Source organism: Paraplanobispora takensis (assembly GCF_016863195.1).
GTDB classification, from domain to species: domain Bacteria; phylum Actinomycetota; class Actinomycetes; order Streptosporangiales; family Streptosporangiaceae; genus Planobispora; species Planobispora takensis.
The window spans coordinates 45,036-68,727 of the sequence record NZ_BOOK01000016.1 but is presented as its reverse complement, the minus strand read 5'-3'; the positions used below and the strand labels follow the sequence as shown (position 1 = coordinate 68,727).

General features: G+C 73.1%; 22 protein-coding genes and 1 pseudogene. 11 read left to right on the top strand and 12 right to left on the bottom strand.

Going from position 1 to position 23,692, the window contains the following annotated elements; all coding sequences use genetic code 11:
- Positions 1 to 70: 70 nt before the first annotated feature.
- Genes Pta02_RS11950 through Pta02_RS11930 form a run of 5 tightly spaced genes read right to left on the bottom strand, consistent with a single transcriptional unit; the run spans position 71 to position 7,328 of the window.
- Complete coding sequence (locus Pta02_RS11950) at positions 71 to 2,872, bottom strand: DUF5682 family protein (RefSeq protein WP_203874832.1); 2,802 nt, start codon at positions 2,870 to 2,872, stop codon at positions 71 to 73.
- A complete protein-coding gene (locus tag Pta02_RS11945) occupies positions 2,869 to 3,984 on the bottom strand; it encodes an ATP-binding protein (protein WP_203874831.1) in 1,116 nt (371 codons plus the stop codon). Before Pta02_RS11945 ends, Pta02_RS11950 begins: the two co-directional genes overlap by 4 nt.
- Positions 3,985 to 3,997: 13 nt before the next feature.
- Complete coding sequence (locus Pta02_RS11940; protein ID WP_203874830.1) at positions 3,998 to 5,410, bottom strand: vWA domain-containing protein; 1,413 nt, start codon at positions 5,408 to 5,410, stop codon at positions 3,998 to 4,000.
- On the bottom strand, positions 5,407 to 6,825 hold the full coding sequence (locus tag Pta02_RS11935) for a hypothetical protein (protein ID WP_203874829.1): 1,419 nt from the start codon (positions 6,823 to 6,825) through the stop codon (positions 5,407 to 5,409). Before Pta02_RS11935 ends, Pta02_RS11940 begins: the two co-directional genes overlap by 4 nt.
- Positions 6,825 to 7,328: a hypothetical protein gene (locus tag Pta02_RS11930; RefSeq protein ID WP_203874828.1), complete on the bottom strand. Its 504-nt coding sequence runs from the start codon at positions 7,326 to 7,328 to the stop codon at positions 6,825 to 6,827. Before Pta02_RS11930 ends, Pta02_RS11935 begins: the two co-directional genes overlap by 1 nt.
- Positions 7,329 to 7,402: 74 nt before the next feature.
- Here Pta02_RS11930 and Pta02_RS11925 point away from each other — a divergent pair, with 74 nt between their 5' ends.
- Positions 7,403 to 7,807: a RidA family protein gene (locus tag Pta02_RS11925; protein ID WP_203874827.1), complete on the top strand. Its 405-nt coding sequence runs from the start codon at positions 7,403 to 7,405 to the stop codon at positions 7,805 to 7,807.
- A gap of 62 nt (positions 7,808 to 7,869) precedes the next feature.
- Here the strand turns inward: Pta02_RS11925 and Pta02_RS11920 are convergent, their stop codons facing one another.
- Genes Pta02_RS11920 through Pta02_RS41140 form a run of 3 tightly spaced genes read right to left on the bottom strand, consistent with a single transcriptional unit; the run spans position 7,870 to position 10,083 of the window.
- On the bottom strand, positions 7,870 to 8,409 hold the full coding sequence (locus tag Pta02_RS11920; RefSeq protein WP_203874826.1) for a hypothetical protein: 540 nt from the start codon (positions 8,407 to 8,409) through the stop codon (positions 7,870 to 7,872).
- Positions 8,410 to 8,464: 55 nt separating this feature from the next.
- The gene (locus Pta02_RS11915) at positions 8,465 to 9,724 is read right to left on the bottom strand and encodes an MFS transporter (protein WP_239130311.1); all 1,260 of its coding nucleotides are present in this window, start codon (positions 9,722 to 9,724) and stop codon (positions 8,465 to 8,467) included.
- Between the two features lie 8 nt (positions 9,725 to 9,732).
- Complete coding sequence (locus Pta02_RS41140) at positions 9,733 to 10,083, bottom strand: hypothetical protein (protein WP_239130308.1); 351 nt, start codon at positions 10,081 to 10,083, stop codon at positions 9,733 to 9,735.
- Positions 10,084 to 10,125: 42 nt separating this feature from the next.
- On the opposite strand from Pta02_RS41140, the gene Pta02_RS11910 reads away from it, so the two are divergent.
- Positions 10,126 to 11,118: an ArsR/SmtB family transcription factor gene (locus tag Pta02_RS11910; RefSeq protein ID WP_203874824.1), complete on the top strand. Its 993-nt coding sequence runs from the start codon at positions 10,126 to 10,128 to the stop codon at positions 11,116 to 11,118.
- A 103-nt stretch (positions 11,119 to 11,221) separates the two neighbouring features.
- Here the strand turns inward: Pta02_RS11910 and Pta02_RS11905 are convergent, their stop codons facing one another.
- Complete coding sequence (locus tag Pta02_RS11905) at positions 11,222 to 11,881, bottom strand: response regulator (RefSeq protein WP_203875017.1); 660 nt, start codon at positions 11,879 to 11,881, stop codon at positions 11,222 to 11,224.
- A gap of 2 nt (positions 11,882 to 11,883) precedes the next feature.
- Positions 11,884 to 12,933, bottom strand: a complete 1,050-nt coding sequence (locus Pta02_RS11900) for a HAMP domain-containing sensor histidine kinase (protein ID WP_203874823.1) — start codon at positions 12,931 to 12,933, stop codon at positions 11,884 to 11,886.
- Between the two features lie 196 nt (positions 12,934 to 13,129).
- On the opposite strand from Pta02_RS11900, the gene Pta02_RS11895 reads away from it, so the two are divergent.
- The 3 genes from Pta02_RS11895 to Pta02_RS11885 all read left to right on the top strand — a co-directional run bounded on the left by Pta02_RS11895 (position 13,130) and on the right by Pta02_RS11885 (position 16,432).
- Entirely contained in the window at positions 13,130 to 14,209 is a 1,080-nt protein-coding gene (locus tag Pta02_RS11895) for an SPFH domain-containing protein (RefSeq protein ID WP_203874822.1), read from the top strand.
- Positions 14,210 to 14,346: 137 nt separating this feature from the next.
- Entirely contained in the window at positions 14,347 to 14,805 is a 459-nt protein-coding gene (locus Pta02_RS11890) for a CBS domain-containing protein (protein WP_203874821.1), read from the top strand.
- Positions 14,806 to 15,145: 340 nt separating this feature from the next.
- The gene (locus Pta02_RS11885; RefSeq protein ID WP_203874820.1) at positions 15,146 to 16,432 is read left to right on the top strand and encodes an ArsB/NhaD family transporter; all 1,287 of its coding nucleotides are present in this window, start codon (positions 15,146 to 15,148) and stop codon (positions 16,430 to 16,432) included.
- Here Pta02_RS11885 and Pta02_RS11880 read toward each other — a convergent pair.
- Positions 16,425 to 17,453, bottom strand: a complete 1,029-nt coding sequence (locus tag Pta02_RS11880; RefSeq protein WP_307837458.1) for a sigma-70 family RNA polymerase sigma factor — start codon at positions 17,451 to 17,453, stop codon at positions 16,425 to 16,427. The two genes, Pta02_RS11885 and Pta02_RS11880, sit on opposite strands and share 8 nt — an antisense overlap.
- 148 nt (positions 17,454 to 17,601) lie before the next feature.
- Here Pta02_RS11880 and Pta02_RS11875 point away from each other — a divergent pair, with 148 nt between their 5' ends.
- Complete coding sequence (locus Pta02_RS11875) at positions 17,602 to 18,234, top strand: maleylpyruvate isomerase family mycothiol-dependent enzyme (RefSeq protein ID WP_203874819.1); 633 nt, start codon at positions 17,602 to 17,604, stop codon at positions 18,232 to 18,234.
- A gap of 146 nt (positions 18,235 to 18,380) precedes the next feature.
- The gene (locus Pta02_RS11870; RefSeq protein WP_203874818.1) at positions 18,381 to 18,932 is read left to right on the top strand and encodes a hypothetical protein; all 552 of its coding nucleotides are present in this window, start codon (positions 18,381 to 18,383) and stop codon (positions 18,930 to 18,932) included.
- A 65-nt stretch (positions 18,933 to 18,997) separates the two neighbouring features.
- Here the strand turns inward: Pta02_RS11870 and Pta02_RS11865 are convergent, their stop codons facing one another.
- Positions 18,998 to 20,608 (bottom strand): GGDEF domain-containing protein, encoded by a 1,611-nt coding sequence (locus tag Pta02_RS11865; protein ID WP_203874817.1) that lies wholly within the window; start codon positions 20,606 to 20,608, stop codon positions 18,998 to 19,000.
- 176 nt (positions 20,609 to 20,784) lie between these two features.
- Here Pta02_RS11865 and Pta02_RS11860 point away from each other — a divergent pair, with 176 nt between their 5' ends.
- The 4 genes and pseudogenes from Pta02_RS11860 (at position 20,785) to Pta02_RS11850 (ending at position 23,624) form a co-directional block, all read left to right on the top strand.
- Positions 20,785 to 21,567, top strand: a complete 783-nt coding sequence (locus tag Pta02_RS11860; RefSeq protein ID WP_203874816.1) for a hypothetical protein — start codon at positions 20,785 to 20,787, stop codon at positions 21,565 to 21,567.
- 159 nt (positions 21,568 to 21,726) lie between these two features.
- Positions 21,727 to 22,227: a GNAT family N-acetyltransferase gene (locus Pta02_RS11855; protein WP_203874815.1), complete on the top strand. Its 501-nt coding sequence runs from the start codon at positions 21,727 to 21,729 to the stop codon at positions 22,225 to 22,227.
- 248 nt (positions 22,228 to 22,475) lie between these two features.
- Positions 22,476 to 22,586: pseudogene (locus Pta02_RS42300) on the top strand (DNA-directed RNA polymerase subunit alpha C-terminal domain-containing protein); the annotation flags it as partial.
- Positions 22,587 to 22,661: 75 nt separating this feature from the next.
- Positions 22,662 to 23,624, top strand: coding sequence for a WD40 repeat domain-containing protein (locus Pta02_RS11850; RefSeq protein ID WP_373872367.1), 963 nt, complete (start codon positions 22,662 to 22,664; stop codon positions 23,622 to 23,624).
- The last annotated feature ends 68 nt before the right edge of the window (positions 23,625 to 23,692 follow it).

Here is a 23,692-nt window from a genome sequence, read left to right as displayed (position 1 = left end):
CGCCCGATCACCTGATCGGGCGGCATCCCCTTCCCGGGGTCCGCTCCCCCGCGGGGCGGGCCCAGGGAGCTCAGAGGCCTGCCGGCAGCGCCGCCACCGCACCCGCCGTCGCGGGGTGCCGGGCCAGCAGCTCCTTCACCTGCGTGTCCCGCGGTTCCGGGCCGTCCCCGGCGGCCCACCCGCCGCTACAGCCCAGCAGCGCCGCCACGGCGTCGCACGCCTGCGGGTGCCGGACCAGCAGCCCGGTCACCGGCCCGCCGGGCGCGGGGGCCCCGCGGGCCGGGCGGGCGGGGGCGGCCGGCCGCTCCCACGGCGGGACCCACGCGTCCAGCTCGGTCAGCCCGCCGGGGAAGGTCCGCCCCGCCTCCCTGACGAGCACGGGCACCAGCTCCGGCACCTGCCGGCGCAGCGTCGTGATCAGTGTCGGCAGCCACGGCAGCAGGACGGGGTCGGGCAGCCGCGCGAAGGCCTTGGACAGCACCTCGACCACGAACGGCGCGAGACCGGGGACGGGTTCGAGCGCCTGGACGAACCCGCTCAGGTAGAGCGGGAAGGCCGGGACGACGAGCGGGTTGCCCAGCAGCTCCTCGCACCGGGCGCGCAGTTCCTGCCTGGGCAGCAGGCCCAGCTGCGTCTCGGCCGCCCACAGCAGCGCCACCTTGGCCGGCGCCTCCGGATGCGACTGCCGTACGGCCAGCTCCAGCTGGGCCCGCTCGCAGCCCAGCGACAGCGCCAGGCTCTCCATGGAGAACAGGAAGCCGAGCATGGCCCCGACCTGGCGGACGCCGGTGTCGTCGTCGGTGAGGGCGGTCGGCAGCAGCGTGCAGTAGTGGGCGTACCCGGCCGTGACGAACGCCTCGCACCAGGCCGGCAGGTCCGGCCCGGCGGCCCGGTAGTGGGCCAGCAGCCGGCGGATCCGCCGCAGCACCTCGGGGGCGTCGTCGACGGTGCGTTCGGCGGCCAGCAGCTCCACCGCGCGCTCGCCCAGCTCGTCGGCGAGGCGGCGGCCGCCCAGGTAGACGACGGCGTCCTCCACCGCGGCCAGCGCGTCCCCCGCGGTGGCGCGCGGCTCCCGGACCTTGCGCCGCAGCCGCTGCTCCAGCACCTGCTCGACGGTGACGCCCTCGTAGCCGAGCTCGATGATCGACCGCTGGTGGCGGCCGATCGCCAGGTCCCAGCTCTCCTGGATGGGCCGCTCGCCCAGGCGGCGCGTCCCCATGATGGGCCGGACCGCGCCGTCGGGCAGCAGGTAGCGCAGCCTCCACAGCAGGTCCGAGCACGGCACCAGACCGGGGTCGGCGACGAGGTCGAGCAGCACCCGCTGCTGGGTGCGCCTGCCCGGGTCGATCTCGAGCGGCTCCAGCCGGTCGTAGACGTCGCGGGCCAGCGGCGGGAGCGCGTCGTAGCCGACCTGGCCGATCCGGTCGCCGCCCAGGAGGATCTCGCACAGGCGGCGGACGTCGCGGCGGCCCGGCACGACGTCCTTCTCGATGCAGGTGACCGCGGCGTCCTGGAAGTCGTACGGCGTCGGCCTGGCCCGGCCGCGCAGCCCGGCCAGCAGGATCGACGTCTCGAACACCGCGATGGCGTCGGCCGTGCTGGCCAGGTAGCCGTTGCGGCGGGCCAGCCGCACGATGTCGACGCACCACCCGCGCAGCTCGTCCTCGTCCAGGCCGTCCAGCTCCGGCGGGGTGGCCAGGAAGCCCGACAGCCGGTCGGCGGCCGGTTCCCGGGCGGCGGGCGGTGCGGGTTTCGCGGCCTTCGAGCGGGTGCGGCCTCCCTTCTGCCCCTGTAGCCGGTACGGCTTCAGGCCCCCGCGCTCCGCCGCCTTGGCCCAGGTCGCCGCGGCGATCGACACCGATCCCTGGGCCAGGCCGAACTGGGCCTCGACGGCCGAGTGGCTGGAGGGGATGAGGCCGTACAGCCAGCGGGTGGCCGTACGGGGGGTGACGGCGTAGGACGCGGCGCCGGCGGCCAGGCCGGACTCGGCGACCCGGCTGACGGCGTGGAAGGCGCCGCACACGTACAGGCAGTCCGCCGGGTCGGCGCCGGACTCCGCCAGGTGCTCGCGGATCCGGGTCCACATGTAGCGCTCGCGCTCCTCGTCGACGGCCGGCCGGTCGTCCGAGGAGGGGCGCAGGCGCCGGAACAGGCTGCCGATCAGCGCCATGGCCTGACGGTAGGTGTCGTAGTCCGCCCCGGTCAGCGGCTGCTCGACGTACTGGTCCCACCACTCGGACCAGTGCCGGACCTTGCCGTGGTGCAGCAGGTGCGCCTCGAGCTCGGCGAACCGGGGCCGCAGGTCGCCGATCTCGACGCCCACGGCGTCGCCGTGCAGGGCGGCCTCCTCCTCCTGCTCCGGCTCGTCCGCACTCTCCCCGGCGGCCGCGGGCCCGGCCTGCTCCCGCGGCAGCCACTGGAAGACGTGGTCCACCGAGCGGTCGACCAGCACCAGCTCGACGCCGGGGGTGTCGAGCGCGTAGGCGATGGCCTGGTACTCCGCCGAGGCCTCGGTGACCGGCGCCACGACGCTGAGCGGCCCCGAACCGGGCGGGAAGCCGTCGAGCCGGGTGGCGAACGCCTGCAGCGCCACCGGCAGCCGGCAGTTGCGCAGCTCGTCCAGGAGCGGCCGCATGTCCTCGCACAGCTCCAGGTAGACGACCTTGGGCCGCCGCTCGCGCAGCCGCCGCGTCATGGCCAGCGCGGAGGCGGGCGAGTGGTGGCACACCGGGAAGATCTCAAGCTCCTCGCGCAGCATCCGGTCGACGTCGTCGACCATGCCCGCCAGGATCTCCGACAGGGCGTCCCGGCCGCCGGAGAAGGCCTCGGCCGCGTCGAGGAGCTGCCCGCGCAGGGCCTCGAAGGTGCTCATGACAGCGTGGAGATCGCTTGACGGCCGCCCTCGAGGAAGTCCGTCCACTCCCCGCCGTCCTTCTTGCTGCGCGGCTCGACGACCCCGTGCCAGTACTTGTTCAGGATGGCCAGGTCCTCGGGGGCGCGCCTGGCCAGCGAGCCCACCAGGGCTCCGGCCAGCGTCTCGGCGCGCAGCGCGCGGTCGCCGAAGAAGTGGCTGTGCAGGATGGCGTCCTCCAGCACGCCGATCTGCTCGGCGGTGGACAGCGCCGACTCCAGCTTCTCGTCCTCGCTGGTGGCCGAGGCCGCCGCGGCGCGCAGGTCGGCGAAGCTCTGCAGCAGGATGTCCAGCAGCGTGGGCGGCAGGTCCAGCTCGATGCGGTGCCGGCGCAGCAGCTCCGTGGTGCGGAAACGCACGATCTCCGCCTCGCTGGCCTTGCTCGTCACGACCGGGATCCGCACGAAGTTGAAGCGCCGCTTCAGCGCCGAGGACAGGTCGTTCACGCCCCGGTCGCGGCTGTTGGCCGTGGCGATGATCGAGAACCCGGGCTTGGCGAACACGGTGTTGTCGGTGTCGAGCTCGGGGATGGAGACGTACTTCTCGGACAGGATCGAGATCAGCGCGTCCTGGACGTCGCTGGTCGAGCGCGTCAGCTCCTCGAACCGGCCGATCACGCCCTGCTCCATCGCGGTCATGATCGGCGAGGGGATCATCGACTCGCGGGACTGCCCCTTGGCGATCACGGTGGAGACGTTCCACGAGTACTTGATGTGGTCCTCGGTGGTGCCGGCCGTCCCCTGGACCACCAGGGTGGAGTTGCGGCAGATCGCGGCTGACAGCAGCTCGGCCAGCCAGCTCTTGCCGGTGCCGGGGTCGCCGATCAGCAGCAGGCCGCGGTCGGAGGCGAGCGTCACGATGCTGCGCTCGACGAAGCCGCGGTCGCCGAACCACTTCTGCGGGATCTCCCGGTCCAGGCCGTCCGAGCGCTCGGAGCCCAGGACGAACAGCCGGACCATGCGGGGGCTGAGCCGCCAGGAGAACGGCTTGGGGCCGTCGTCGATCGACTCCAGCCAGTCGAGCTCCTCGGCGTACTTCACCTCGGCGGGCGCGCGCAGCATTTCGTTGGTCATTTGCGGGGGTCTCCTAAGCGAGGAAGTTCTTGAGTTCGAGCACGAGCTTGCGGATGTGGCCGGAGATGACCGGCGCGCCCATGTCCTTGAGCTTCTGGCGGAACCAGGGGTTGACGCTCTGCTGACCGCCGCTGCCGACCGAGCCGACCGGGATGACCCGGACACCGGAACGGTGCAGCGACTCCAGCCCGGCGAAGACGCCTTCGCAGTTCCACTCGTAGAAGTCCGAGATCCACACGACCACGGTGTTGCGCGGGTCGGCGACCTTCGGCCGGGCCAGGGTGAGGGCGGCCGTGCCGTCGGTGCCGCCGCCGAGCTGGGTGCGCAGCAGCACCTCGAAGGGGTCGTGCACCCACGGGGTGAGGTCGAGGGCCCGGGTGTCGTAGGCGATCAGGTGCACGTCCACCTTGGGCAGCCCGGTGAAGATCGAGGCCAGGATGGTGCAGTTCACCATGGCGTCGACCATCGAGCCTGACTGGTCGACGACCACGATCATCCGGGCCGGCGTGGTGCGCCGGGCGGTGCGCCGGTAGTACAGCCGGTCGACGTAGAGCCGCTGGTCCTCGGGGTTGTAGTTGACGAGGTTCTTCCAGATGGTCCGTTCGAGGTCGAGGTTGCGGAACACCCGCTTGGGCGGCACCGAGCGGTCGATCTCGCCCACGCCGGCCTTCTCGACCTGGGTGCGCAGCACCTGGGCGACCTCGTCGACGAACCTGCGGATCAGCGCCTTGGCGTTGGCCAGCGCCACTCCCGACAGGTTGGACTTGTCGCGCAGCAGCTGCTCGACGAGCGACATGCTGGGCGTGAGCCTCCGGGCCAGGGCCGGATCGGCCAGCACCTCGCGCAGCCGCATCCGGCGGACCAGGTCGGCCTCCAGGTCGGCCAGCGTCGCGGCGAGCTGAGCGTCGAGGTCGACGCCCGGGCCCGTGCCGGGACCGGTACCCGGCCCGGAGCACATGGCCTGCCTGAACCAGCCGGCGTCCTGCTGCCAGGCCGCGAGCTGCCCGGCGGTGACGTCGCCCGTCCCGGTGGCGAAGACGTTGAGCAGCAGCTTCGACATCAGGGCGGCCGTGCGCACCTCGTCACCGGCCGCCCGGTCCCCCTGCGCGAGCAGGTTCCGGAACTCGCCGGCCAGATCGGGGAAGCGCTGCACCAGGGTGTCGACCGACACCGAGGGGTCGAGCAGCGCCGCGGGCAGGCCGAGGTCGCCGACGACGCCCATGCTCGCGGTCTCCAGCGCGGGCTGCTCGTCGTGGTCGAACAGGCGGGCGAGCAGCCGCCAGTAGAGCACCTGGCGCCGGTTGCGCGCGGCGTCCGCCGTCTCGTCTCCGCCGGTCACGACGCCGGAGCCCTCCGGGGCGCCGTGGCTCGTCGGGGCGCCGTGGCTCACCGGAGCGGCCTCCTCGTTCGGAATGTCGTCGCTCATCGCCTCAGCAACCGTCCGGCTCGCTCGCGCAGGACCGCGACCGCGTCCCCGGCCCGCGCCTCGGCCTTGACCACCTTGGGGTCGGTGGGGCCCAGCGCCCAGTCACCGGTCCCGGCCTCGACCGTCTGCCTCTTGACCGTGGCCTGTACGGCGAGCGGCTGCAGCAGCCAGCGGCCGCCGTCCCAGCGGACCAGCCCGACGCAGGCCGAGGAGCCGGCCACCAGCTGGGGCGTGAGCGGGCCGCAGGCCGGCAGCCGTCCGGCGTCCACGTCGAGCACGGCGCCACCCAGGTCGAACGAGCCGTCCCCGGTGACCCGGTAACCCTCCACCAGCACGGGCTCGGCGATCCCCACCGGGTGGCGGTCCAGCGGCGGCGCCGCCGGGGCGAGCGCGCCGGTGAGCGTCAGCCGGGCGGTGGTGAACGGGTCGGCGGGCCCGCCCACCACGGCCCGGTCGTCGTGCCAGACCAGGTCGCCGCTGTCGAGCAGGGGCATGTCGGTGAGGTCGAGGCTGCGGCGGTCCGCCAGCGCGGCCAGCAGCATCCGGTGCCGGTTCGGCAGCTTCCACGTGGCGGGACCGGTGATGGTGTCCACCTTGGCGACGGTGACGGCGGCGCGCACCAGCCGGGCCCGGCCGCCGTCGGCGGGCTCCAGCACGCCGTGGACCTGGAACTGGACCGCGGTGCCGTGCTCGTGCACGTCGACGCCGAGGATCAGCAGCCGCCCCGACACCGTTCCCGCGCTCTGCGGGGCTCCGGCCGCGCCGCCCTGCGCCAGCAGCAGGGCCCGGGTCCACAGGTCGGCCCAGCGCCGTACCGGCAGCCGGTCCATCGTGCCGACCGGGCAGCAGGCGCGCAGCTCGGCCGCCAGGCCGTCCAGCAGCACCGCCAGCCGGCGCTGCTCCGGTACGGCCAGCAGCCCCTCGACGGTCTGGTCGACGGCCGAGACGAGGTCGTGGTCGACGCCGCGCCAGCCGGCGATGGCCAGCTCGCGCAGCCAGGAGCGGGCTCCGGCCGCCGGGTTGCCGGCATCGGTCATCGGGTTGCCTGCGCCGTCCGCCTCCGGTGCGGGCGCGGCCTGCCAGGGGGCGCGCTCGCGTTCCAGCGCCGCGTCCAGCCCGGCGAGCAGGGCGTCGTGCACGGCGCCGAGCAGCGCGGCCCGGCCGCCGGCCAGCGCCGTCAGGTGCTCCTCGGCGATCGAGCCGGAGGCGACCTTGGCCGCGGCCTCCGCCAGCCGCTCGCCGATCGGGGTGGCCGCGAAGGCTCCGGCCAGGGCGTCCAGCGCCTCGGCGCGCTCCTCGGCGAGCCGGCCCAGGCCGTGCACCAGGGCCTCGTCGAAGCCGTGCACGAGGGCGAGCGCCTCCGCGGTGCCCTGCGGTTCGCCACCGAGCAACGCGGTCAGCTGTACGGCCAGCATCAGCCCACCGTCCCCTCGGCCGGGAACCAGTGCAGTTCCGGGATCGGCATGGTGGTGTCGGGCACCTCCAGGTAGGCCAGGTGGCGCAGGAAGCGGCTGAACACCATGGCGGCGGGGGCGGGCTCGTGCGAGCCGTCCAGGCAGCCGATCAGGCCGGCGCCCTCGGGGACCTCGACCCGCAGATAGCGGGCCACGCGGTCGAGGCCGTACTGCAGCACGGCCTCGGCGGCCAGGGCCTGCAGATGCTTGCACGGCGCGCCGTACAGGCCGCCGCACGGGCGGTTGTTGTTGGTGCTGCAGTTGTAGGCGTGGGTGCCCGCGGCGATGGAGGAGACGTAGACCCGGCCGATGTCCGAGCCGCTCGACACCACCCCCTGCAGCCGGCCGTCCGCCAGCTCGACGAAGGGGACCTTCGCCAGCTTGCGCGGCCGGACGGGCGGCACCACCCGCACCCTGCTGTGTCGTTCCCACACGGCTGCGCCGTCGGGTGATCCGTCAATCATGAGCGGGAACGTAGCGAAGCACTCCGACAGAAAACGGGGCGAACCCCGGGACGGGGACTGCCATGATCCAGATCATGACCACGAACCCGCAGATGGAGATCATCACACACGACCCGGCGGACGGGGTGTACGCCACCACCGACGACTACGTCCACGCGGTGGAGGTCCGCAACGCGCAGCGGCTGCTGTTCGTCTCCGGAACGATGGGACTGGACCCCTCGGGCGCGGCCGGAGCCACGCTCGACGGACAACTCGACCTCGTCTGGACCAACCTGCGCGCGATCCTGGCCTCGGCCGGCATGACCGTGGACAACATCGTCCGGCTCACCAGCTATCTGCGCGACGCCTCCTACGCCGAGCCGAACGCCGCGGCCCGGGTGAAGGCGCTGGGCGGCCGGACCGTCCCCACCACGGCGATCGTCGTGCAGACACTGGTCAGCGACTGGCTGGTGGAGATCGAGGTGGTGGCCGCCGGCTGACCCGCTCCGGGGCGTCCGGCCCGCCACCGGGCCGGACGCCCGCGGTGTTCACCGGAGCCGGGTCACAGCCAGCTCGCGCGGACGTTGTCGCCCGGCCCCTCCTCGGGAGGCCGGGCGAGTTCTCCGGCCCGCACCCCGGCCAGCAGCCCGCGCACGCTGTCGACGATCTCCGGGGCGCGCTCCCTGAGCCGGGCCGCGTCGGCGGCGGTGGCGTCGTCGGGCTCGACGCCCGCCTCCCTCAGCACCCCGTCCAGGTCACCGAGCCTGCCCTCCAGCCAGCCGAGGGGGTCGGCCGACAGCTCCTTGTCGAACACCCGCGGGCCCGGCTCCCAGCCGGTGAAGGCCGGGTGGTGGTGAGTCCGGTCGAAACTGCCGGACTCCCCGGCGACCGCCTCCAGCAGGTCCAGCCGCCAGATCGGCCGGTCGACCCGGATGGGCCGCGCCGAGTAGATCGAGCCCTTCAGCTCTGCCTGCTCCAGCACCCGCACCTCCAGGCGGACGCCGTGCTCGGCGCCCTCCTGCCCCCTGTCCGGGTTCGGGTCGACGAAGAAGATGTCGCTCACCGCCACGCCGATCCGTTCGAAGCCGAAGACGTACAACACGGGCAGCCTCCTCTGACGCGTTTTCTTCGGAGTTTGAACAGCTCGCGGGCCGCCTTCAAGCGCGCCGCCCGCGCCGGCCGTACAGGAACAGGAGATGACAGACCAGGGCGAGGGCGGCGAGCGCGGCCACCAGCGCGCACACGCTCCACCATCCGGCGTGGGCGTAGGCGCGCGCCCCGAGCCAGGAGCCCATGGCGCCGCCGACGTAGGAGCAGGTCATGTAGGCGGTGTTGAGCCTGCTGAGGACCTCGGGGCGCAGGGCGTAGATCCGCACCTGGTTGGCGACCATCCCCGACTGCATCGCGACGTCGAGCAGCAGCGACCCCAGTACGAGCGCCGCCAGGCCCGCCGCCCCGCCGAGGCCGCCGGGCAGCAGGACGAGGGCTGCGGCGACGGCCCCGAACATGCAGACGAGGTTGACCGCGTCGGGTCCCCGGCGGTCCACCTGCCGTCCCGCGAGCGGCGTGCACAGCATCGTCCCCGCGTTGACCAGGGCGAGCGCGCCGACCGCCGATGTTCCCAGGCCGTAGGCCGGTCCGGTCAGCAGCAGCGCGACGCCGGTCCAGAGCGCCGAGAAGCCGGCGAAGAGCATGGCCTGGTAGAAGCAGGAACGGCGCAGGTCCGGCTCGATGCGCAGCAGGCGGAGCGACCCGGCGAGGAGCTCCGGATAACGCTCCCCCGCCGACGGGACCGGATGGCGCTCCCGCGGCGGATCCGTCTCCGGCGAGGCCGGGCGGCGTCGCCGTACCGGCGGGGCCGGAGGCCGCTGCCCTACCGGCGGGGTCGTGGCGGGCAGTGCGCGGGCCAGGAACGCCGCCGTGAGCAGGGTCAGCGCCGCGGCCAGCAGATAGGGGGCCCGCCAGCCCAGCCACTGGCCGACGGCTCCGCCGGCGGTGCGCGACAGCAGCATGCCGCCGAGGGATCCGCTCAGCAGGATGCCGCTGATCTCCCCGCGGCGGTCGCCGGCCACCAGCCCCGCCGCCATCGGGCCGATGATCGGCGCCACCACGGTCGTGAGGCCGACGAGGGCGCTCGCACCGGCGAGCGGGGCGAGTGCGGGGGAGGCACTCGCGGCGAGCAGTCCCAGGCCGGTGAGGACGAGCAGGGTGACGATCAGCCGGCGGTGCGGAAACCGGTCGCCGAGCGGCACCAGCAGGAAGATCCCGGCCGCGTAGCCGAGCTGCGCCGCGGTCACCACCAGCGTGGCGACGTCGGGGGACACGGACAGGCCGGAGGCGACCGACGGGTTGACGGCCTGGGGGAAGTAGACGTTGCCCACGGCCACCCCGCAGGTGACGGCCAGCAGCAGGATCACCCGGCGGCTCAGGTGGGGCGGCGGGCACGGAGAACCGGTCGCGGCCCCGCCGGCGTCCCGTTCTGCCGGCCGGGAGCGCGGCGTCCCGCCCGCGCCGGATCCGCCGGGGTCCCGTACCGTACCGAGGACGATCGCCGCGCGTTCTCCCTGAACCAGGTGTTCCTCCTGAACCGCGCGTTCCCTTCGAACCGCGCGTTCTCCGCAAACTGTGCGTTCTTCGTGAGCCGGGTGTTCCCCCTGAGCCGTCCCGTGTACTCGGAGGGGTTGGTGTTCTCGGGTCTCTCGGCGTCCTCGGGGCGGGCGTCGTCCGTGACCTGCCGATTGTCTGTGAGCCGCGGGTTCCATGCGTCGAAGTCCACGCCACCGCGGCTCCGGCGCCAATTGATGTAGCCTGGCGCTTAATGATCGAATTCGTGCTCGGTGTCGAGGACCTCGCGGACACCCGGTTCGCGATCTCCCCGCTGCACGAGACGGTCTTCAGCCTGCGGATCCTGCGCGATCCGGGCCTGCACGCGCTGCACCTCCCCTGGCGCAGGTCCGTCCTCGACAGCCTCGGCGGGCTCGACACCGAGCTGCTGACGTCCCTGGTCGGACGGCGCCTCCCCCTCCCCGACTTCCTGACCCCGCGGCCGGTCTCCTTCGCCGCGGGCTTCGAGGAGGAGCTGGCCGTCGTACGGCGGACGCCTCCGGAGCTCGTCCGCCGCGACCTGTCGGCCGCGCACGCGCCGGACCCGCTTCCCGAGGCGCTGAGCGTGGCCGCCGTCGGCGACGACGCGGCCGTCGCCGGGCTGCGCGACGCCGTGTGCGAGCTCCTGCGGGACTACTGGCGGATCGCCGTCGAACCGGCGTGGCCGCGGATGCGGCTCGTGCTGGAGGCCGACATGACCTACCGCGCGCGGCAGCTGGCCGTGGGCGGCGCGCGTCTGCTGTTCGCCGACATGCATCCCAACCTGCGCTGGCACGACGGCACCCTGCGCATCGACAAAATGATCAGCAGGCACCGCGTCGCGGCGGACGGGCGGGGGCTGCTGCTGGTGCCGTCGGTGTTCGCCCACAAGCCCGCTCCGCCGCTCAGCCCGCAGGAGGCTCCGCTGCTGGTCTATCCCGGCCGCGGGGTGGCGACGCTGTGGGAACCGGCGCCGGTCGCCGACGCTGCGGCCCTCGTGTCGCTGCTCGGCGCCCCCAGGGCGCGGCTGCTCGGCCTCCTGGCGGAGCCGACGCCCACGGTCGAGCTCGCCCGCCGCCTGAGGGTGACGCCGAGCGCGGTGTCCCAGCACCTGCGTGTGCTGCACGCCACGGGCCTGGTCAGCCGGGCCCGTGACGGGCGGCGGGTGCTGTACCGCCTCAGCCCCCTGGGCGAGGAGCTGACCGGCGGGACCGCCGGACGACGGTGAGGGGCTCGGCCGCTCTCCGCCCGGCGAGAGCCCAGCCTCCCTCCGCACGGCGGTAGGCCTCAGCCGGCCCCCGCTCGGCGGTGAGAGCCCGGCCGGCCTCCGGTCACGGCTCGATCAGGCCCGCGCGGATGGCGTAGCGGGTCAGCTCCAGCCGGTCGCGCATGCCGAGCTTGCCCAGGATGTTGGCGCGGTGCCGGTCGACGGTCTTCACGCTGATCACCAGCATGTCGGCGATGTCCTTGGAGGAGTGCCCCTCGGCGACGAGCTTGAGGACCTCCTCCTCCCGCGGGGTGAGCACGTCGGCGGGCTGCCGTTCGGCGGCGTCGTCGCGTCGCAGGTAGTCGCGGATGAGGGTGGTGACCGCGCCGGGATAGAGGAAGGGCTCCCCGCGCATGGCCGCCCGGCAGGCCTCCAGCAGGTCCCGGTCGGCGACGGACTTGAGCACGTAGCCGCAGGCGCCGGCGCGCAGGGACTCGAAGAGGTACTGCTCGTTGTCGTACATCGACAGCATGAGGAGCCGGATCTCCGGCGCGCGCCGGGAGATCTCGCGCGCGGCCTGGATGCCGGTCATCCGGGGCATGGCGATGTCCAGGATGGCCAGATCGACCTCGCGGCCGTCGGCCAGGTCGACGGCCTCGGCGCCGTTGCCCGCCTCGGCGACGACGGTCAGGTCGGGTTCCGCGTCCAGGATCAGCCGCAGCCCCTGGCGGACCAGCGCGTGGTCGTCGGCCAGCAGGATGCGGGTCGGACGCCGTTCCCCCATGGTCACTTCGGTTCTCCTCCGTCCGGTACGGCCAGGCGCACCCGCGTCCCGCCCTCCGGCGGGTGGCGGACGGTCAGCCGGGCGCCGATGAGCAGGGCGCGCTCGCACATGCCGCGGATGCCCGCCCCCTCCCGGATCGGCCCGCCGCGGCCGTCGTCGGTGATCGACAGCACCACGGCGCCGGGCTCGCCGCTCAGCGCGAGCTCGACGCGCGAGGCGCCGGCGTGCCGGGCCACGTTGGTCAGGCCCTCCTGCGCGATGCGGTACAGCACCAGCTCGACGTCGTTGCCCAGGGCGGGCAGCCGCGGGTCGAGGCGGCGGGTCACCGGGACGCCGCTCATCTCGGAGAAGTCGGCGGCCAGGGCGTTCATGGCGCTGATCAGCCCGAGGTCCTCCAGCACCCCGGGCCGGAGCCTGCGGGCGACCTGGCGGACCTCGTCCAGGCTGGCGCGGACGGTCTCGGTGATGGCGTGCAGTTCCTCACGCAGGTCGTCCGGGGCGCGGTCCGTCGTGCGTTTGAGGCCGAGCAGCACCACGGTGAGGCTCTGGCCGATCTCGTCGTGCAGTTCGCGGGCGATGCGCTGCCGTTCGCCCTCCTGCGCGGCCAGCGCGTGCGCGCTGGCCATGCTGCGTTCGGCTTCCAGGCGGTCCACCATCTCGTTGAAGGCTCCGATCACGTGGGTGAGGTCCCCGTTGCCGCTGTCGGCCAGCCGGTTGCCGGGACGGAGCAGGTCCACGCGCCGCATGAGCGCGGTGAGGGCGCCGAGCGGGGCCAGGCTCCTGCGCAGCAGCAGCGCGTTGGCGGCCAGGATCAGAGCCAGCCCGACCGTCAGGACCGGGACCTCGGTGAGCAGGACCGGTGAGGACACCGTGGCCGGGGAGAGCGCCAGGACGAGCGTGCCGGCGGTGAAGACCAGGCCGTTGATCGCGAAGAGCCGCCAGAACAGGGACTGCACCGGTGCCCTGCGGGAGCGGGGGGCCGCCTCCGGTGCGGACGGCGCCGCATCCGAGGCGCCGGTCCGATCCGGGTCCCACCCGGTGCGATCGTTCATGTTCCCAGCCTCACCGTGACGGGACTCCCCTGTCCATGCGCAGCGCTCCCCATTGAGCCGTGCACCGCCCCGTCCCCATGCGTCCCTTCTACATGATGCCCCCCGCCGTAGATGGGTACCGGCCCCGATGGTGCGACGACCCGTTCTTACCGAGACTGGAAGAGACAGGAAAGGCGCAGGTAGGAGGGGTGGAAACATGATCGTGCTCGGGACCGGCCCGCAGGCGGGGCTCTCCGTCGAAGCCCTGCCCGCCTGGATCGTCGCCGGCACGGTGGCGCTGGCCGGAGTTGCGGTCGTCGCCCTCTCCTCGGTCCGCCTCCTCGCCTCCGACGAGCGCCTCGTCCTGCTCAGGCGCGGGCGTCCGGCCCGGGTCGGCGGACCGGGGGTCGTGTTCACGCTGCCGGTCCTGGAGCGGGGCGTACGGGTCTCACTCCGCCCGATCTGTCTCGACCTGCTCTGGCTGGAGGCCGAGACCAGGGACGGCGTGGCGGTGACGGTCAGCGGCGCCGCCCTGGCCTCGGTGCGCGACCCGGTCCGCTACGGCGCGGCCGGCGACTCCGTGCGATCGGCCCTGACCGCCGCGGTGGAGGCCGAGGTACGCCGGTACGTCGCCGGATGCGAGCTGGCGGAACTGGCCGCGCCGCCCGGCGACAGGAGGCGGAACCTGCCCTCCGACGTCACCGCCGGAACCCGGCAATGGGGGGTCGAGGTCACCGGCGTCGAGATCCACCGGATCGAGGTCCCGCTCAGTGCGGGCCTGATCCAGTGGGCGGAGGCCTTCACCCCACACCCGCGTCAGGACGGGCCCGCCACGGTCGCCCGCCGCCCGCACCAGGCCGGACCCGCCACGGCGGGGTGCCCGCCGAACCGGTGCGCGGCCCACGACCCCTGCCTGCCGAACCCGTCGAACCGGTGCGCGGCCCACGATCCCCGCCCGCCGAACCAGCGCGCCGCCCACGACCCCCGCCCGTCGTCCCATTCTCGCGAACGGAGGAACAACGTGGAAATCATCCGAACCACCATCCCGGGCACCGGCACCGTGCACCACCTCACCGCCCGCAGCGGGCACCGGTTCGGCGTGCTGGTCGACGACGCCGCCGATCAGCTCTGCCTGCTGGTCTACGGCCTCACCGATCCCGACACGCCCGCGCAGTGCATCGTCATGGAACGCGACGAGGCCGGTCAGCTCGCCGAGATCCTCCAGGTCCGGCCCCTGGCCGACCGGATCGCCGACCTCGAACACCGGCTCACCGAGCTCACCGGAGCGGTGCCGTGACGGGCCCGGGCAGGACCGGACCGCCCCTCCCGAACGCGCGGCACAGATCCATGCGCGTGCCGCCCGCGCACTCTCCGGACGTGAGAAGCCATTGCTCGAAATCGGGCCGCACCCGCACGGCCCGAAGGGACGGTGTCATGCAGGCACGCGATATCGCGGTGAAGTTGCCGACGGTGACGATCCACGACCCGGTCACCAGGGCGGTGCGGGTGATGACGCTGGCCCGGCTGCCGGGACTGATCGTCGTCGACGACGACTCGCGGCCCCGTGTGGTGCTCCCGGGCACGCAGGTGCTGCGCATGACGGTCCCGGGCGCCTACCAGGAGGACCCGGCGCTCACCCGGGCCATCGATGAGGCCCACGCCGACCTGTTCTGGCAGGAGCGGGGCGAGCTGACGGTGGGCGACTGCCTGCCGCACCAGCCCATCAAACCCGCCACGGTGGCCCTGGACGCGACGCTCCTGGAAGTGGCCGCCCTCATGGCCCGGCTGCGCAGCCCTCTGGTGGCGGTGGTCGACCGGACCGGGATCCTGTTCGGGACGATCACTCTGGACCGCCTGCTCACCAGCATGGCCCTCGCCGCCCCCGACGACTGACCCCGGGCGGGCCGGTCCGGGACCCCCGGGGCCGGGCCGGGCGTCCCGGACCACCGCGGCCGGGACGCCCGGCGTTCCGCCCGCCGTACACCACCGGGTCCTGCCTTCCCGCGCGCCGCACGTCGCCAGGTCGTGCCTTCCCGCGCGCCGTACATCACCAGGTCCTGCTCTCCCGCGCTGAGGTTCCACAGGCGCGCGCACCGTTCGGAGGCCTTCTCATGCACCAGTTCCGGCGAGCTCTCTTCGGCGTGCCCCGGTTCTCCACAGCGTCGCACCCGGGACGTCCCGTCACCTCGGCTGCGACGACCACGGCCCGCAGCGGACCGCCGGGGCGGGCGCGATGAGCGCCCTCGTCGCGCTGGCCGTCTTCGTGGTGGCGTTCTTCTTCATCGCCACGGAGAAGGCGAACAAGGTCAAGGTGGTGCTCGTCGCCGCCGCGGTCATGGCGGTGCTCGGCCTGGTCCCCGGCTCCGAGGTGTTCTTCTCCGAACACGAGGGCGTCGACTGGAATGTGATCTTCCTGCTGCTGGGCATGATGATCATCGTCGGGATCCTCAAGCAGACCGGGATCTTCGACTATCTGGCCATCTGGGCCGCCAAGAAGTCCCGGGGCCGGCCGTACCGGCTGATGGTCATGTTGATGGCCATCACCGCCGTCGCCTCGCCGTTCCTGGACAACGTCACCACGATCATGCTCGTCGCGCCGGTCACCGTCGTCGTGTGCAACCGGCTGGACATCCCGGCCCAGCCCTATCTCATCGCCGAGGTCCTGGCCTCCAACATCGGCGGTGCGGCCACCCTCATCGGCGACCCGCCCAACATCATCATCGGCAGCCGGGCCGGCCTGACCTTCAACGACTTCATCATCCACATGGCGCCGATCGTCGTGGTGACCTTCGCCGCGTTCGTGCTGCTGACCCGCGTGCTGTTCCGCAGGTCGTTCCGCTACAACCCCGATCGCGTGGCCGCGGTGATGGTCCTGCAGGAACGGCGCGCCATCACCGATCCGCGCCTGCTGGCCCGCTGCCTGGCCGTCCTCACCCTCGTCATCGTCGGCTTCGGGCTGCACGCCGTCGTGCACGTCGATCCGTCGATCATCGCCCTGGTGGGCGCCGGCGTGATGATCCTGGTCTCGGGCGCCGACGTCTCCGAGACCCTGCGCGAGGTCGAGTGGCCGACCCTGGTGTTCTTCGTCGGCCTGTTCGTCATGGTCGCCGGGCTGGTGCACACCGGCGTCATCTCCACCGTGGGCGACTGGGCGATCGGCGCGGTGGGCGACAACTACTTCGGCGCGGCGACCGCGCTGCTGTTCGGCTCCGCCGCCCTGGGCGCCTTCTTCGACAACATCCCCTACGTCGCCACCATGGCGCCCGTCGTCGAGGGGATCGTGGCGCAGGCCCCCGACCCGGCCACCGGCCAGTCCCTGTGGTGGGCCTTCGCCCTGGGAGCCGACTTCGGCGGGAACGGCACCGCGGTGGCGGCCAGCGCCAACGTGGTGGCCATCGGCATCGCCGCCCGCTCCGGGCATCCCATCTCCTTCTGGCAGTTCACCAGGTACGGCCTCCTCGTCACGGTCCTCAGCTCGCTGATGGCCTGGGTCTACGTGTGGCTGCGTTACTTCATGTGAGGGCTCCGGCGGCCGGGGCGTCCGGGGGGCCGAACAGGGGGATCAGCCGGTCGGCGTCGAGGTGGGTGGTGATGCCGGTGATCAGTCCCTCCGAGATGTCGAGAAGGACCAGCCCGAAGGGCGTGCAGGGGCCGTCCGGACCGGGCCGCAGCTGCCAGAACGCCGGCGAGCCGCAGGCCGCGACCGGGACGAGGCGGGCGCCCGCGCAGGACGCCCCGGGGTCCAGCAGCGCCTGCCTGATCCGGTCTCGGCCGCGGAGCCACCAGCCGAAGGGCGGCATCGACATCGTGGCGTCCTCGTGGAGCAGGGCCACGAGCGCGGCGACGTCGTGGCGCTCGAACGCGGTGCAGTAACGGGTGAGCAGCTCGCGCTGGGCGGGATCGGACGGCCGCGACGGCTCGCCCGGCGTGACACCGGTCGTCCTGAGCCTCGCCCGTGCCCGCTGCAACGCGCTGTTCACCGACGCGACGGTGGTCTCCAGGAGGTGCGCGACCTCCTCGGCCCTGAAGGCCAGCACGTCGCGCAGGATCAGCACGACCCGCTGCCGGGGCGGCAGATGCTGCAGCGCGGCGACGAACGCCAGGCGGATCGTCTCGCGCCGCACGGCCGCGCCCTCCGGATCGCCTTCCGGATCGCCCTCCGCCGGCAGCACCAGGGAGTCCGGGACCGGCTGGACCCAGACCCGCTCGGGCAGCGGCCGGCCGATGTCCGCCCCGGCCTCCGCCGCGGGGCCGAGGTCCACGGCCAGGGCCCGGCGTTGCGTGCTGCGCAGCATGTCGAGGCAGACGTTGGTGGCGATGCTGTAGAGCCACGTCCGCAGGGAGGCCCGCCGTTCGTCGTAACGGTCGAACGACCGCCAGGCCCGCAGGAACGTCTCCTGCACGGCGTCCTCGGCCTCGAATCCGGAGCCGAGCACCCGGTAGCAGTAACCGGTCAGCTCGGTCCGGTACGGCTCCAGCCGGGAGACCTCTCCGACCTGCGATCCCGTCGCCCCGTGAATTCCCACCGCGATTCCCGTCACGCCCCGACCATAGGCCCCGCCGCCGACACGTCTCGACGCCGGTGCGTTCCGGTGCCGGCGAGTTTCGGCGTCGGCCGATGAGTTTCCGCCTCCGCCTCCGTACCCCGGAGGAGGCGCACAGCGGGTGCGCCGGAACAGGGGACATGTGATGACTGAAGATCGCCTTCGGGACGCCGTGGTGGCCGAACGCCGCGAGCAGGCGGACCTGCTGGCCGCCCTCCGGCCGGAGCAGTGGGACGCGCCCACGTTGTGCGACGGCTGGCGGGTACGCGAGGTGGTCGCCCACACGACGATGCCCTTCCGTACCTCGCTCCGGCGGACACTTGCGGAGCTGGTCAGGGCCCGCGGGGACATCAACCGCATGGCCGACCGGTGCGCGCGCCGCGACGCCGCCGAGCTGTCCCCCGCGGAGCTGGTCGCGTCACTTCGGGACAACGCCGCCCATCCGTGGACCCCGCCCGGCGGGGGCGCCCACGGGGCGCTCTCGCACGACGTCATCCACGGACTCGACATCACGGTGGGCCTGGGACTCGATCGCCGCGTCCCCACCGGCCGGATCGCCATGGTGCTGTCCGGGATGCGGCCGAAGAACATCTCCTTCTTCGGGGCCGACCTCACGGGAGTGACGCTGGAGGCCACCGACCTCGACTGGAGCCACGGCACGGGAGCCCCCGTCCGGGGCCCGGCCCAGGACCTGCTGCTCGTGCTGTGCGGCCGCCGTCTCCCGCCGGGCCGCCTCAGCGGCGAGGCCGCCGCGCGGTTCGCCCGGCGGGACCGGTGACCGGGACGTCCTGAGCCTCTGCCCGGACCCGCCGCACCGGCGCTCACGCCGGGCAGAGGTGGATGCGTCGGCGGAGTCGTGAACCTTCACGGTGGATCTTCCGTCAGATGATCGTACGACCGACGACCATGACGGAGGAGATCGAAATGGAACGTACCAATACCCGACGGCCGGGCCGTACGGCACTGGTGGCGGCGCTGGTGGGAGGAGGGCTGCTGGGCGGTGCCGCGCCCGCGACGGCCGCCGGGTCCACGGCGTCCGCCGCCGTCAGCGAGGCCACCGTCGGCAAGCCCGCCACGCTGGGGCCGTTCGGGTTCGGCGGGGTGCGGCTCGGGATGAGCGCCAAGCAGGCCAGGGCGACGAAGAAGATCGTGCGCAGGTCCGGCTACAGCCCGTGCACCGGCTGGGACCTGAAGGCGTACCCGGCCGGCCGCGACAACGTGGGCATGCTCATCTCCGACAGGCGCGGCGTGGCCATCATCTACGCGCCCAAGGGCGTCAGGACCCCGCAGGGGATCAAGATCGGCTCCACCGCCGGACAGATGATCAAGGCCTATCCCAGGCTGAAGCAGAGCAACAGCGGATACGCCACCGTCACCGTTCCGGGCAACCCGAAGGCCACGTACCGCTTCCTGCTGTCCCACGGCGAGATCTACCAGGTGGCGCTGGCCCTCAAGAACCAGGACTGCGCCAACTGACGCTCCGCCCCCGTCAGACCCCGCGTCGCCGCCCCCGCCGGCCAGAAGGCCATATGGTCAGGCGGTCAGGCGGCGACGCGGTTACGACCGCCCCGTTTGGCCTGGTACAGGTTGGCGTCCGCGGCGTGGAACAGGTCGGCGGCGCTCATGTGCGGCTCCAGCTGGGCGGCTCCGGTGCTGATGCTGATCACGGTGCCGGGCGTGACGTGGTCGAAGCCGGTCGCCGCCACGGCCGCGCGGATCCGCTCGGCGATCTCGACCGCGGCGGTCAGGTCGGCTCGGAGGAAGACGGCGAACTCGTCCCCGGCGTAGCGGACCGGGACGTCCTGGGCCCGGCAGTGGCCGCGCAGGATGCCGCCGATCTCGCGCAGCACCTGGTCACCGGCGGCGTGGGAATGGGTGTCGTTGATCCTCTTGAACATGTCGACGTCGATGATCAGCAGGCTCGCCGGGGCGGACGGCGCCCCGGTGTCGAGGGCGGCCATGAGCTGGTCGAACCGCCGTCGGTTGCCGAGCCCGGTGAGCGGGTCGTGCAGCGACGCCGCCTCGGCCCGGGCGTGGGCGGCCTCCAGTTCCTCACGCCGGCGGGCCTGCCGCAGCATCGCGAGGCGTTGCAGGCGCTGCCGCCACAGCAGGCGCGCCTGATCCAGGATCGTGTCGAGCATGTCCCGGCGGTCCTCGGCGCCGAGGTTCCGGGCGGCGAGCGCGGACAGCTCGTGCTGGACGATCAACCGCTTCTCGGTCCACCCGTCGAGGCAGAGCTGCCGGGCGGCCAGCAGCTCCCGGCGGGCGGCGGCCGGCTCGCCGCGGGCGCCCAGGGCGATCCCGGACGCCAGATGGGCGGCCCAGGCGGGCTCCCTCAGGTCCTGGTCGCGCAGCGGGACGACGACGGGCGCGGCCAGCGCGACCGGCTCCCCGGTCTCTCCCAGACCGGCCAGCGCGAGCGCGCGGTAGGCGGCCAGCTCCAGCGCCCGGCGCGAATCGGCCCCGGCCTCCCGCCGCTCGGCCTCCAGCCATCCGGCGGCGAGCGCGGCGGCGCGGCGCAACCGGCCGACGGCCTCGGTCTCGTGGCCGAGCTGGCGCAGCCGCATCCCCCAGCACACCAGCAGGTCCAGATAGCGCTCCTGCATATAGCCGCCCACCGCCTCCCCGCGGGCCGCGACGTACTCCCTCTCCCGTTCGAGGGCCGAGCCCGCGATCTCGTACAGGCCCGCCCGCGCCGCGGCGTCGCTGTAGGAGCCGAGCGCCGAGATGTAGCGGTCGTTGCGCCGGGTGGTGTCGTCCAGCAGCAGGCTGGAGCGGGCCAGGTACTGCACGCCCTCGGCGATCCGATCCGCCTGGAAGCACGCCTCGGCCAGGATCGCGAGGGTCTTCGCCTCCCCCAGGATGTTGCCGGCCGCCCGGTGGTGTTCCAGCAGCTCCTGCCCGGCGGCGAACGCCTCCGCGTAGTACCCGAGGTAGAGGTAGGAGTAGATCCGGCCCTGGATCAGGAAGCCGACGGTCCTGTCGTCGCCGAACGCGCGGGCCAGCGGCTCGGACTCGTCCGCGGCCGTCAGCGCCTCGTGGGCCCGGCCGGCGTTGGCCAGCTCGTGGACCCGCACCTCCAGGGCGTACAGCGGGCCGTACGAGAGCGGGAGCACCGGCAACCGGTCCTCGGCCGCCGTCCGCTCGTCCATCACTACGCCCCCTGCCGAATCCGGGCGTCCGCACGCCCATCCCGCCGCCGGTCCGTCTCCCGCCGGTTCCCGTCGGCCCCATCGGCAGGGAGACGATCCAGTTGAGAGATCACCCGGCCCCGGGGCGGTTCGCCCGCAGAGATCTGCTCATGACTTCCCCGGCCGGATGAGAGATCATGAAAGGGAAGACGGACTGGAGGCCGAGCATGCGGCAGCACACCTCAGACATCGGCGAAGTGCCCATCGGCTTGGGCGAGGAGATCTCGGGCGTGATCCGGCGCGCCGTCGGCACACGGTCCCGGCGGTGGCTGCTCGCGATCACCCTCCTGCTGGGCCTGACCGCCGCCGCGGCGGTGGCCGCCGGGCTGCCGTCCGCCGAGCGGACGCTCGCCACGCTCGCGCAGGCGGTGCAGCTCCTGCTGTCCGTCATGGTGCCGTTCTCCGGCGTCCTGCTCGCCCACGACCTGCGGCGGGCACCCCGTACGGCCCGGATCGCCCCCACCCTGCTGGGAGCGGTCCTGCTGGCCGCGGTCATCGGTGCCTTCGGATTCCTGGCCTGCGCCGCCGCCCTCGCGCTCGCCTCCTCCACGGCCCCCGCCGCGTGGGATCACGCCGTGGCCGTCGCAGCGGGCGGCGTGCTGGTGCAGGTCCTCGCCCAGCTGGTCGGCACCGGCCTGGGCCTGCTGCTGCGACGTCCCGTGATCGCGTGCCTGGCCACCATCGCGCTGCCGCTGGGCCTGTGGTACGCGCTGGGCCGCGTGGACGCCTTGAGCCCCGCCCAGGCCTGGCTCACCCCGTTCGCCAGTGCGCAGAACCTGCTCTCCGGCCAGATGAGCGCGGTGATGTGGGCGCAGTGGCTCGTCGTCCTCACGCTCTGGGGCAGAGCCCTGAACGCCGCCGGCCTGGCACGGCTCTCACCCCGCACCCCCGCGCCGAACCCCTGGACGACTGAGTCCTGAGGCTGAGAGTGGGTACGGCGGCGCGTATCGATCGGTGAACCCACCCGTGGAGCGCGTCCGTGACAGGCCGGGCGTCGCCCACCCGGGCTGCGCCTCAGGAGACCCGGGGCGCAAAAACTCGGAGGCGGTTTCGATGATGCGATCGGTAGCTTGGCGGTCATGAATCACGTCCTGACGACGGAACGCCTGGTCCTGCGTCCGGCGACCGTGCACGACCGAGCCGAACTGGCGGCCCACTGGAACGGCGAGGAGGTGCGGCGCTTCCTCTTCGACGGGGCGGTCCTGTCCTCCGCGGAGATCACCAGGGTCATCGAGGACAGCACGCGGGATTTCGCCGCAGCCGGTCACGGGCTGTGGCTGATCCGGCAGAAGGAGAGACCCGACGTGGTCGGCACGGCCGGGCTGCGGCCGCTGGAGCGGCTCGGGCTCGAGGTCGTCTACAGCCTGGCGCCGGCCGTGTGGGGCAGGGGATACGCCACCGAGGCCGCCGGCGCGGTGGTGGAACACGCCCTCGGTCCTCTCGGACTGTCCGAGGTGCTGGCGGAGGTCGACGAGGGCAACGTCACGTCGATCGCGGTCGTCGAGCGGCTCGGCATGACCCCGTTCGCGACGGTGCCCGGCCTGCTGGGCCCGATGATCCGCTATCGCAGGACACGTTGAACCATCAAGCCGGTGATTCCCCGGATCCTGTCCGATCGAGGTGATCTCACCAGCCGTTTCCAAGGACGGCACAAGCCGGTTTGAGCACACTGGGCGAATCGTCGGCGCACTGCCGCACGAAGGAGCCCTCGGGTGGCAGACCATCCGCGGCGGACGAGAGAGCACGATCCAGAGGAAGGCCCGGGATGATGCTCCGCCAGTCATGGGAAGTACCCGAAGAGTCGCTGTGCCAGCCGTACTCGATGAATGATCTGGCTCTGCCGATCGAAGAGCTCAACCTCACAGTCCGCGCATACAACTGTCTCAAACGCGCGGGCATCAACACCTTCGGTGAGCTGGCCTTCCGCAGAAGGCGGCACATACTGGCGATCAAGGGCGTCGAAACCGAGACGATCAAGGAGATCGAGGAGAGGCTCGCCGCCTTCCACCTGGCGTTGAAAGCCGCCCCGGAAGACTCGGTACAGCGTCCCGCCCGCTCCGTCGATCACCTTCCGCGGTCGGTCTCCGCGATCGCCTTCCACCCGGACGGGAGTCTTCTGGCCACCGGCGGCGCGGACGGCACGGCGCGGCTGTGGGACGCCGGCACCGCCGCCCCGGCCGGGATCGCCCTGTCGGGCCACACCGACGCCATCTGGTCGGTGGCCTTCCACCCCGAAGGACATCTGCTGGCCACCGGCGGCGCGGACGGCACGGCGCGGCTGTGGGCCGCCGGCACCGGCCACCCGGTCGGCATCCCCCTGTCCGGTCACATCGGCAGCGTTTACGCGGTGGCCTTCCATCCCCACGGGCACCTGCTGGCCACCGGCGGCTGGGACTACGGAGTGCGGCTGTGGGAGGTCGCCACCAACAGGCTCATCGCCCTGTTCACCGGCCATACGGGGGAGATCTGCGCGGCGGCCTTCCACCCCGGCGGCTACCTGCTGGCGACCGCCGGCGAGGACGACACCGTGCGGCTGTGGGACCCGGCCACCGGCCGGAGCCGCACCATCGTCACCGATTCGCCCTGGTCGATGGCCTTCCACCCCGACGGGCACCTGCTGGCCACCGGCGACCCGTACGGCACGGCACGGTTGTGGCACGTCGACACCGGCCGCCCGGCCGGAACTCCCCTGCACGCCCACGACGGTTCCGTCAGATCGGTGGCCTTCCACCCCGACGGGCACCTGCTGGCCACCGGCGGCGCGGACGGCACGGCACGGTTGTGGCACGTCGACACCGGCCGTCCCGTCGGGGCTCCCCTGTGCGGCCACGACGGCCCCGTCAGATCGGTGGCCTTCCATCCCCACGGGCACCTGCTGGCCACCGGCGGCTCGGACGGCAGGGCGCAGCTGTGGGACATCACCGACAGCGTTCGTGACGCGCCTGCGGAACGCGTCGCCCCCGTGTCCGATCGGTGAACGGCCGAGGAGGGCCGCCCGATCCCGCACCCCGTCGCCGTACGGGCGCTGACGTTTCCCCGTGACCC

Coding starts and splice junctions, on each gene's coding strand:
- Pta02_RS11930 (WP_203874828.1), bottom strand. CDS start 7,328: ATGATTGACGGATCACCCGACGGCGCAGCCGTGTGGGAACGACACAGC.
- Pta02_RS11935 (WP_203874829.1), bottom strand. CDS start 6,825: ATGCTGGCCGTACAGCTGACCGCGTTGCTCGGTGGCGAACCGCAGGGC.
- Pta02_RS11890 (WP_203874821.1), top strand. CDS start 14,347: ATGCAGGCACGCGATATCGCGGTGAAGTTGCCGACGGTGACGATCCAC.
- Pta02_RS11855 (WP_203874815.1), top strand. CDS start 21,727: ATGAATCACGTCCTGACGACGGAACGCCTGGTCCTGCGTCCGGCGACC.
- Pta02_RS11945 (WP_203874831.1), bottom strand. CDS start 3,984: ATGACCAACGAAATGCTGCGCGCGCCCGCCGAGGTGAAGTACGCCGAG.
- Pta02_RS11950 (WP_203874832.1), bottom strand. CDS start 2,872: ATGAGCACCTTCGAGGCCCTGCGCGGGCAGCTCCTCGACGCGGCCGAG.
- Pta02_RS11910 (WP_203874824.1), top strand. CDS start 10,126: ATGATCGAATTCGTGCTCGGTGTCGAGGACCTCGCGGACACCCGGTTC.
- Pta02_RS11865 (WP_203874817.1), bottom strand. CDS start 20,608: ATGGACGAGCGGACGGCGGCCGAGGACCGGTTGCCGGTGCTCCCGCTC.
- Pta02_RS11900 (WP_203874823.1), bottom strand. CDS start 12,933: ATGAACGATCGCACCGGGTGGGACCCGGATCGGACCGGCGCCTCGGAT.
- Pta02_RS11940 (WP_203874830.1), bottom strand. CDS start 5,410: ATGAGCGACGACATTCCGAACGAGGAGGCCGCTCCGGTGAGCCACGGC.
- Pta02_RS11895 (WP_203874822.1), top strand. CDS start 13,130: ATGATCGTGCTCGGGACCGGCCCGCAGGCGGGGCTCTCCGTCGAAGCC.
- Pta02_RS11860 (WP_203874816.1), top strand. CDS start 20,785: ATGAAAGGGAAGACGGACTGGAGGCCGAGCATGCGGCAGCACACCTCA.
- Pta02_RS11870 (WP_203874818.1), top strand. CDS start 18,381: ATGGAACGTACCAATACCCGACGGCCGGGCCGTACGGCACTGGTGGCG.
- Pta02_RS11905 (WP_203875017.1), bottom strand. CDS start 11,881: ATGGGGGAACGGCGTCCGACCCGCATCCTGCTGGCCGACGACCACGCG.
- Pta02_RS11875 (WP_203874819.1), top strand. CDS start 17,602: ATGACTGAAGATCGCCTTCGGGACGCCGTGGTGGCCGAACGCCGCGAG.
- Pta02_RS11885 (WP_203874820.1), top strand. CDS start 15,146: ATGAGCGCCCTCGTCGCGCTGGCCGTCTTCGTGGTGGCGTTCTTCTTC.
- Pta02_RS11925 (WP_203874827.1), top strand. CDS start 7,403: ATGACCACGAACCCGCAGATGGAGATCATCACACACGACCCGGCGGAC.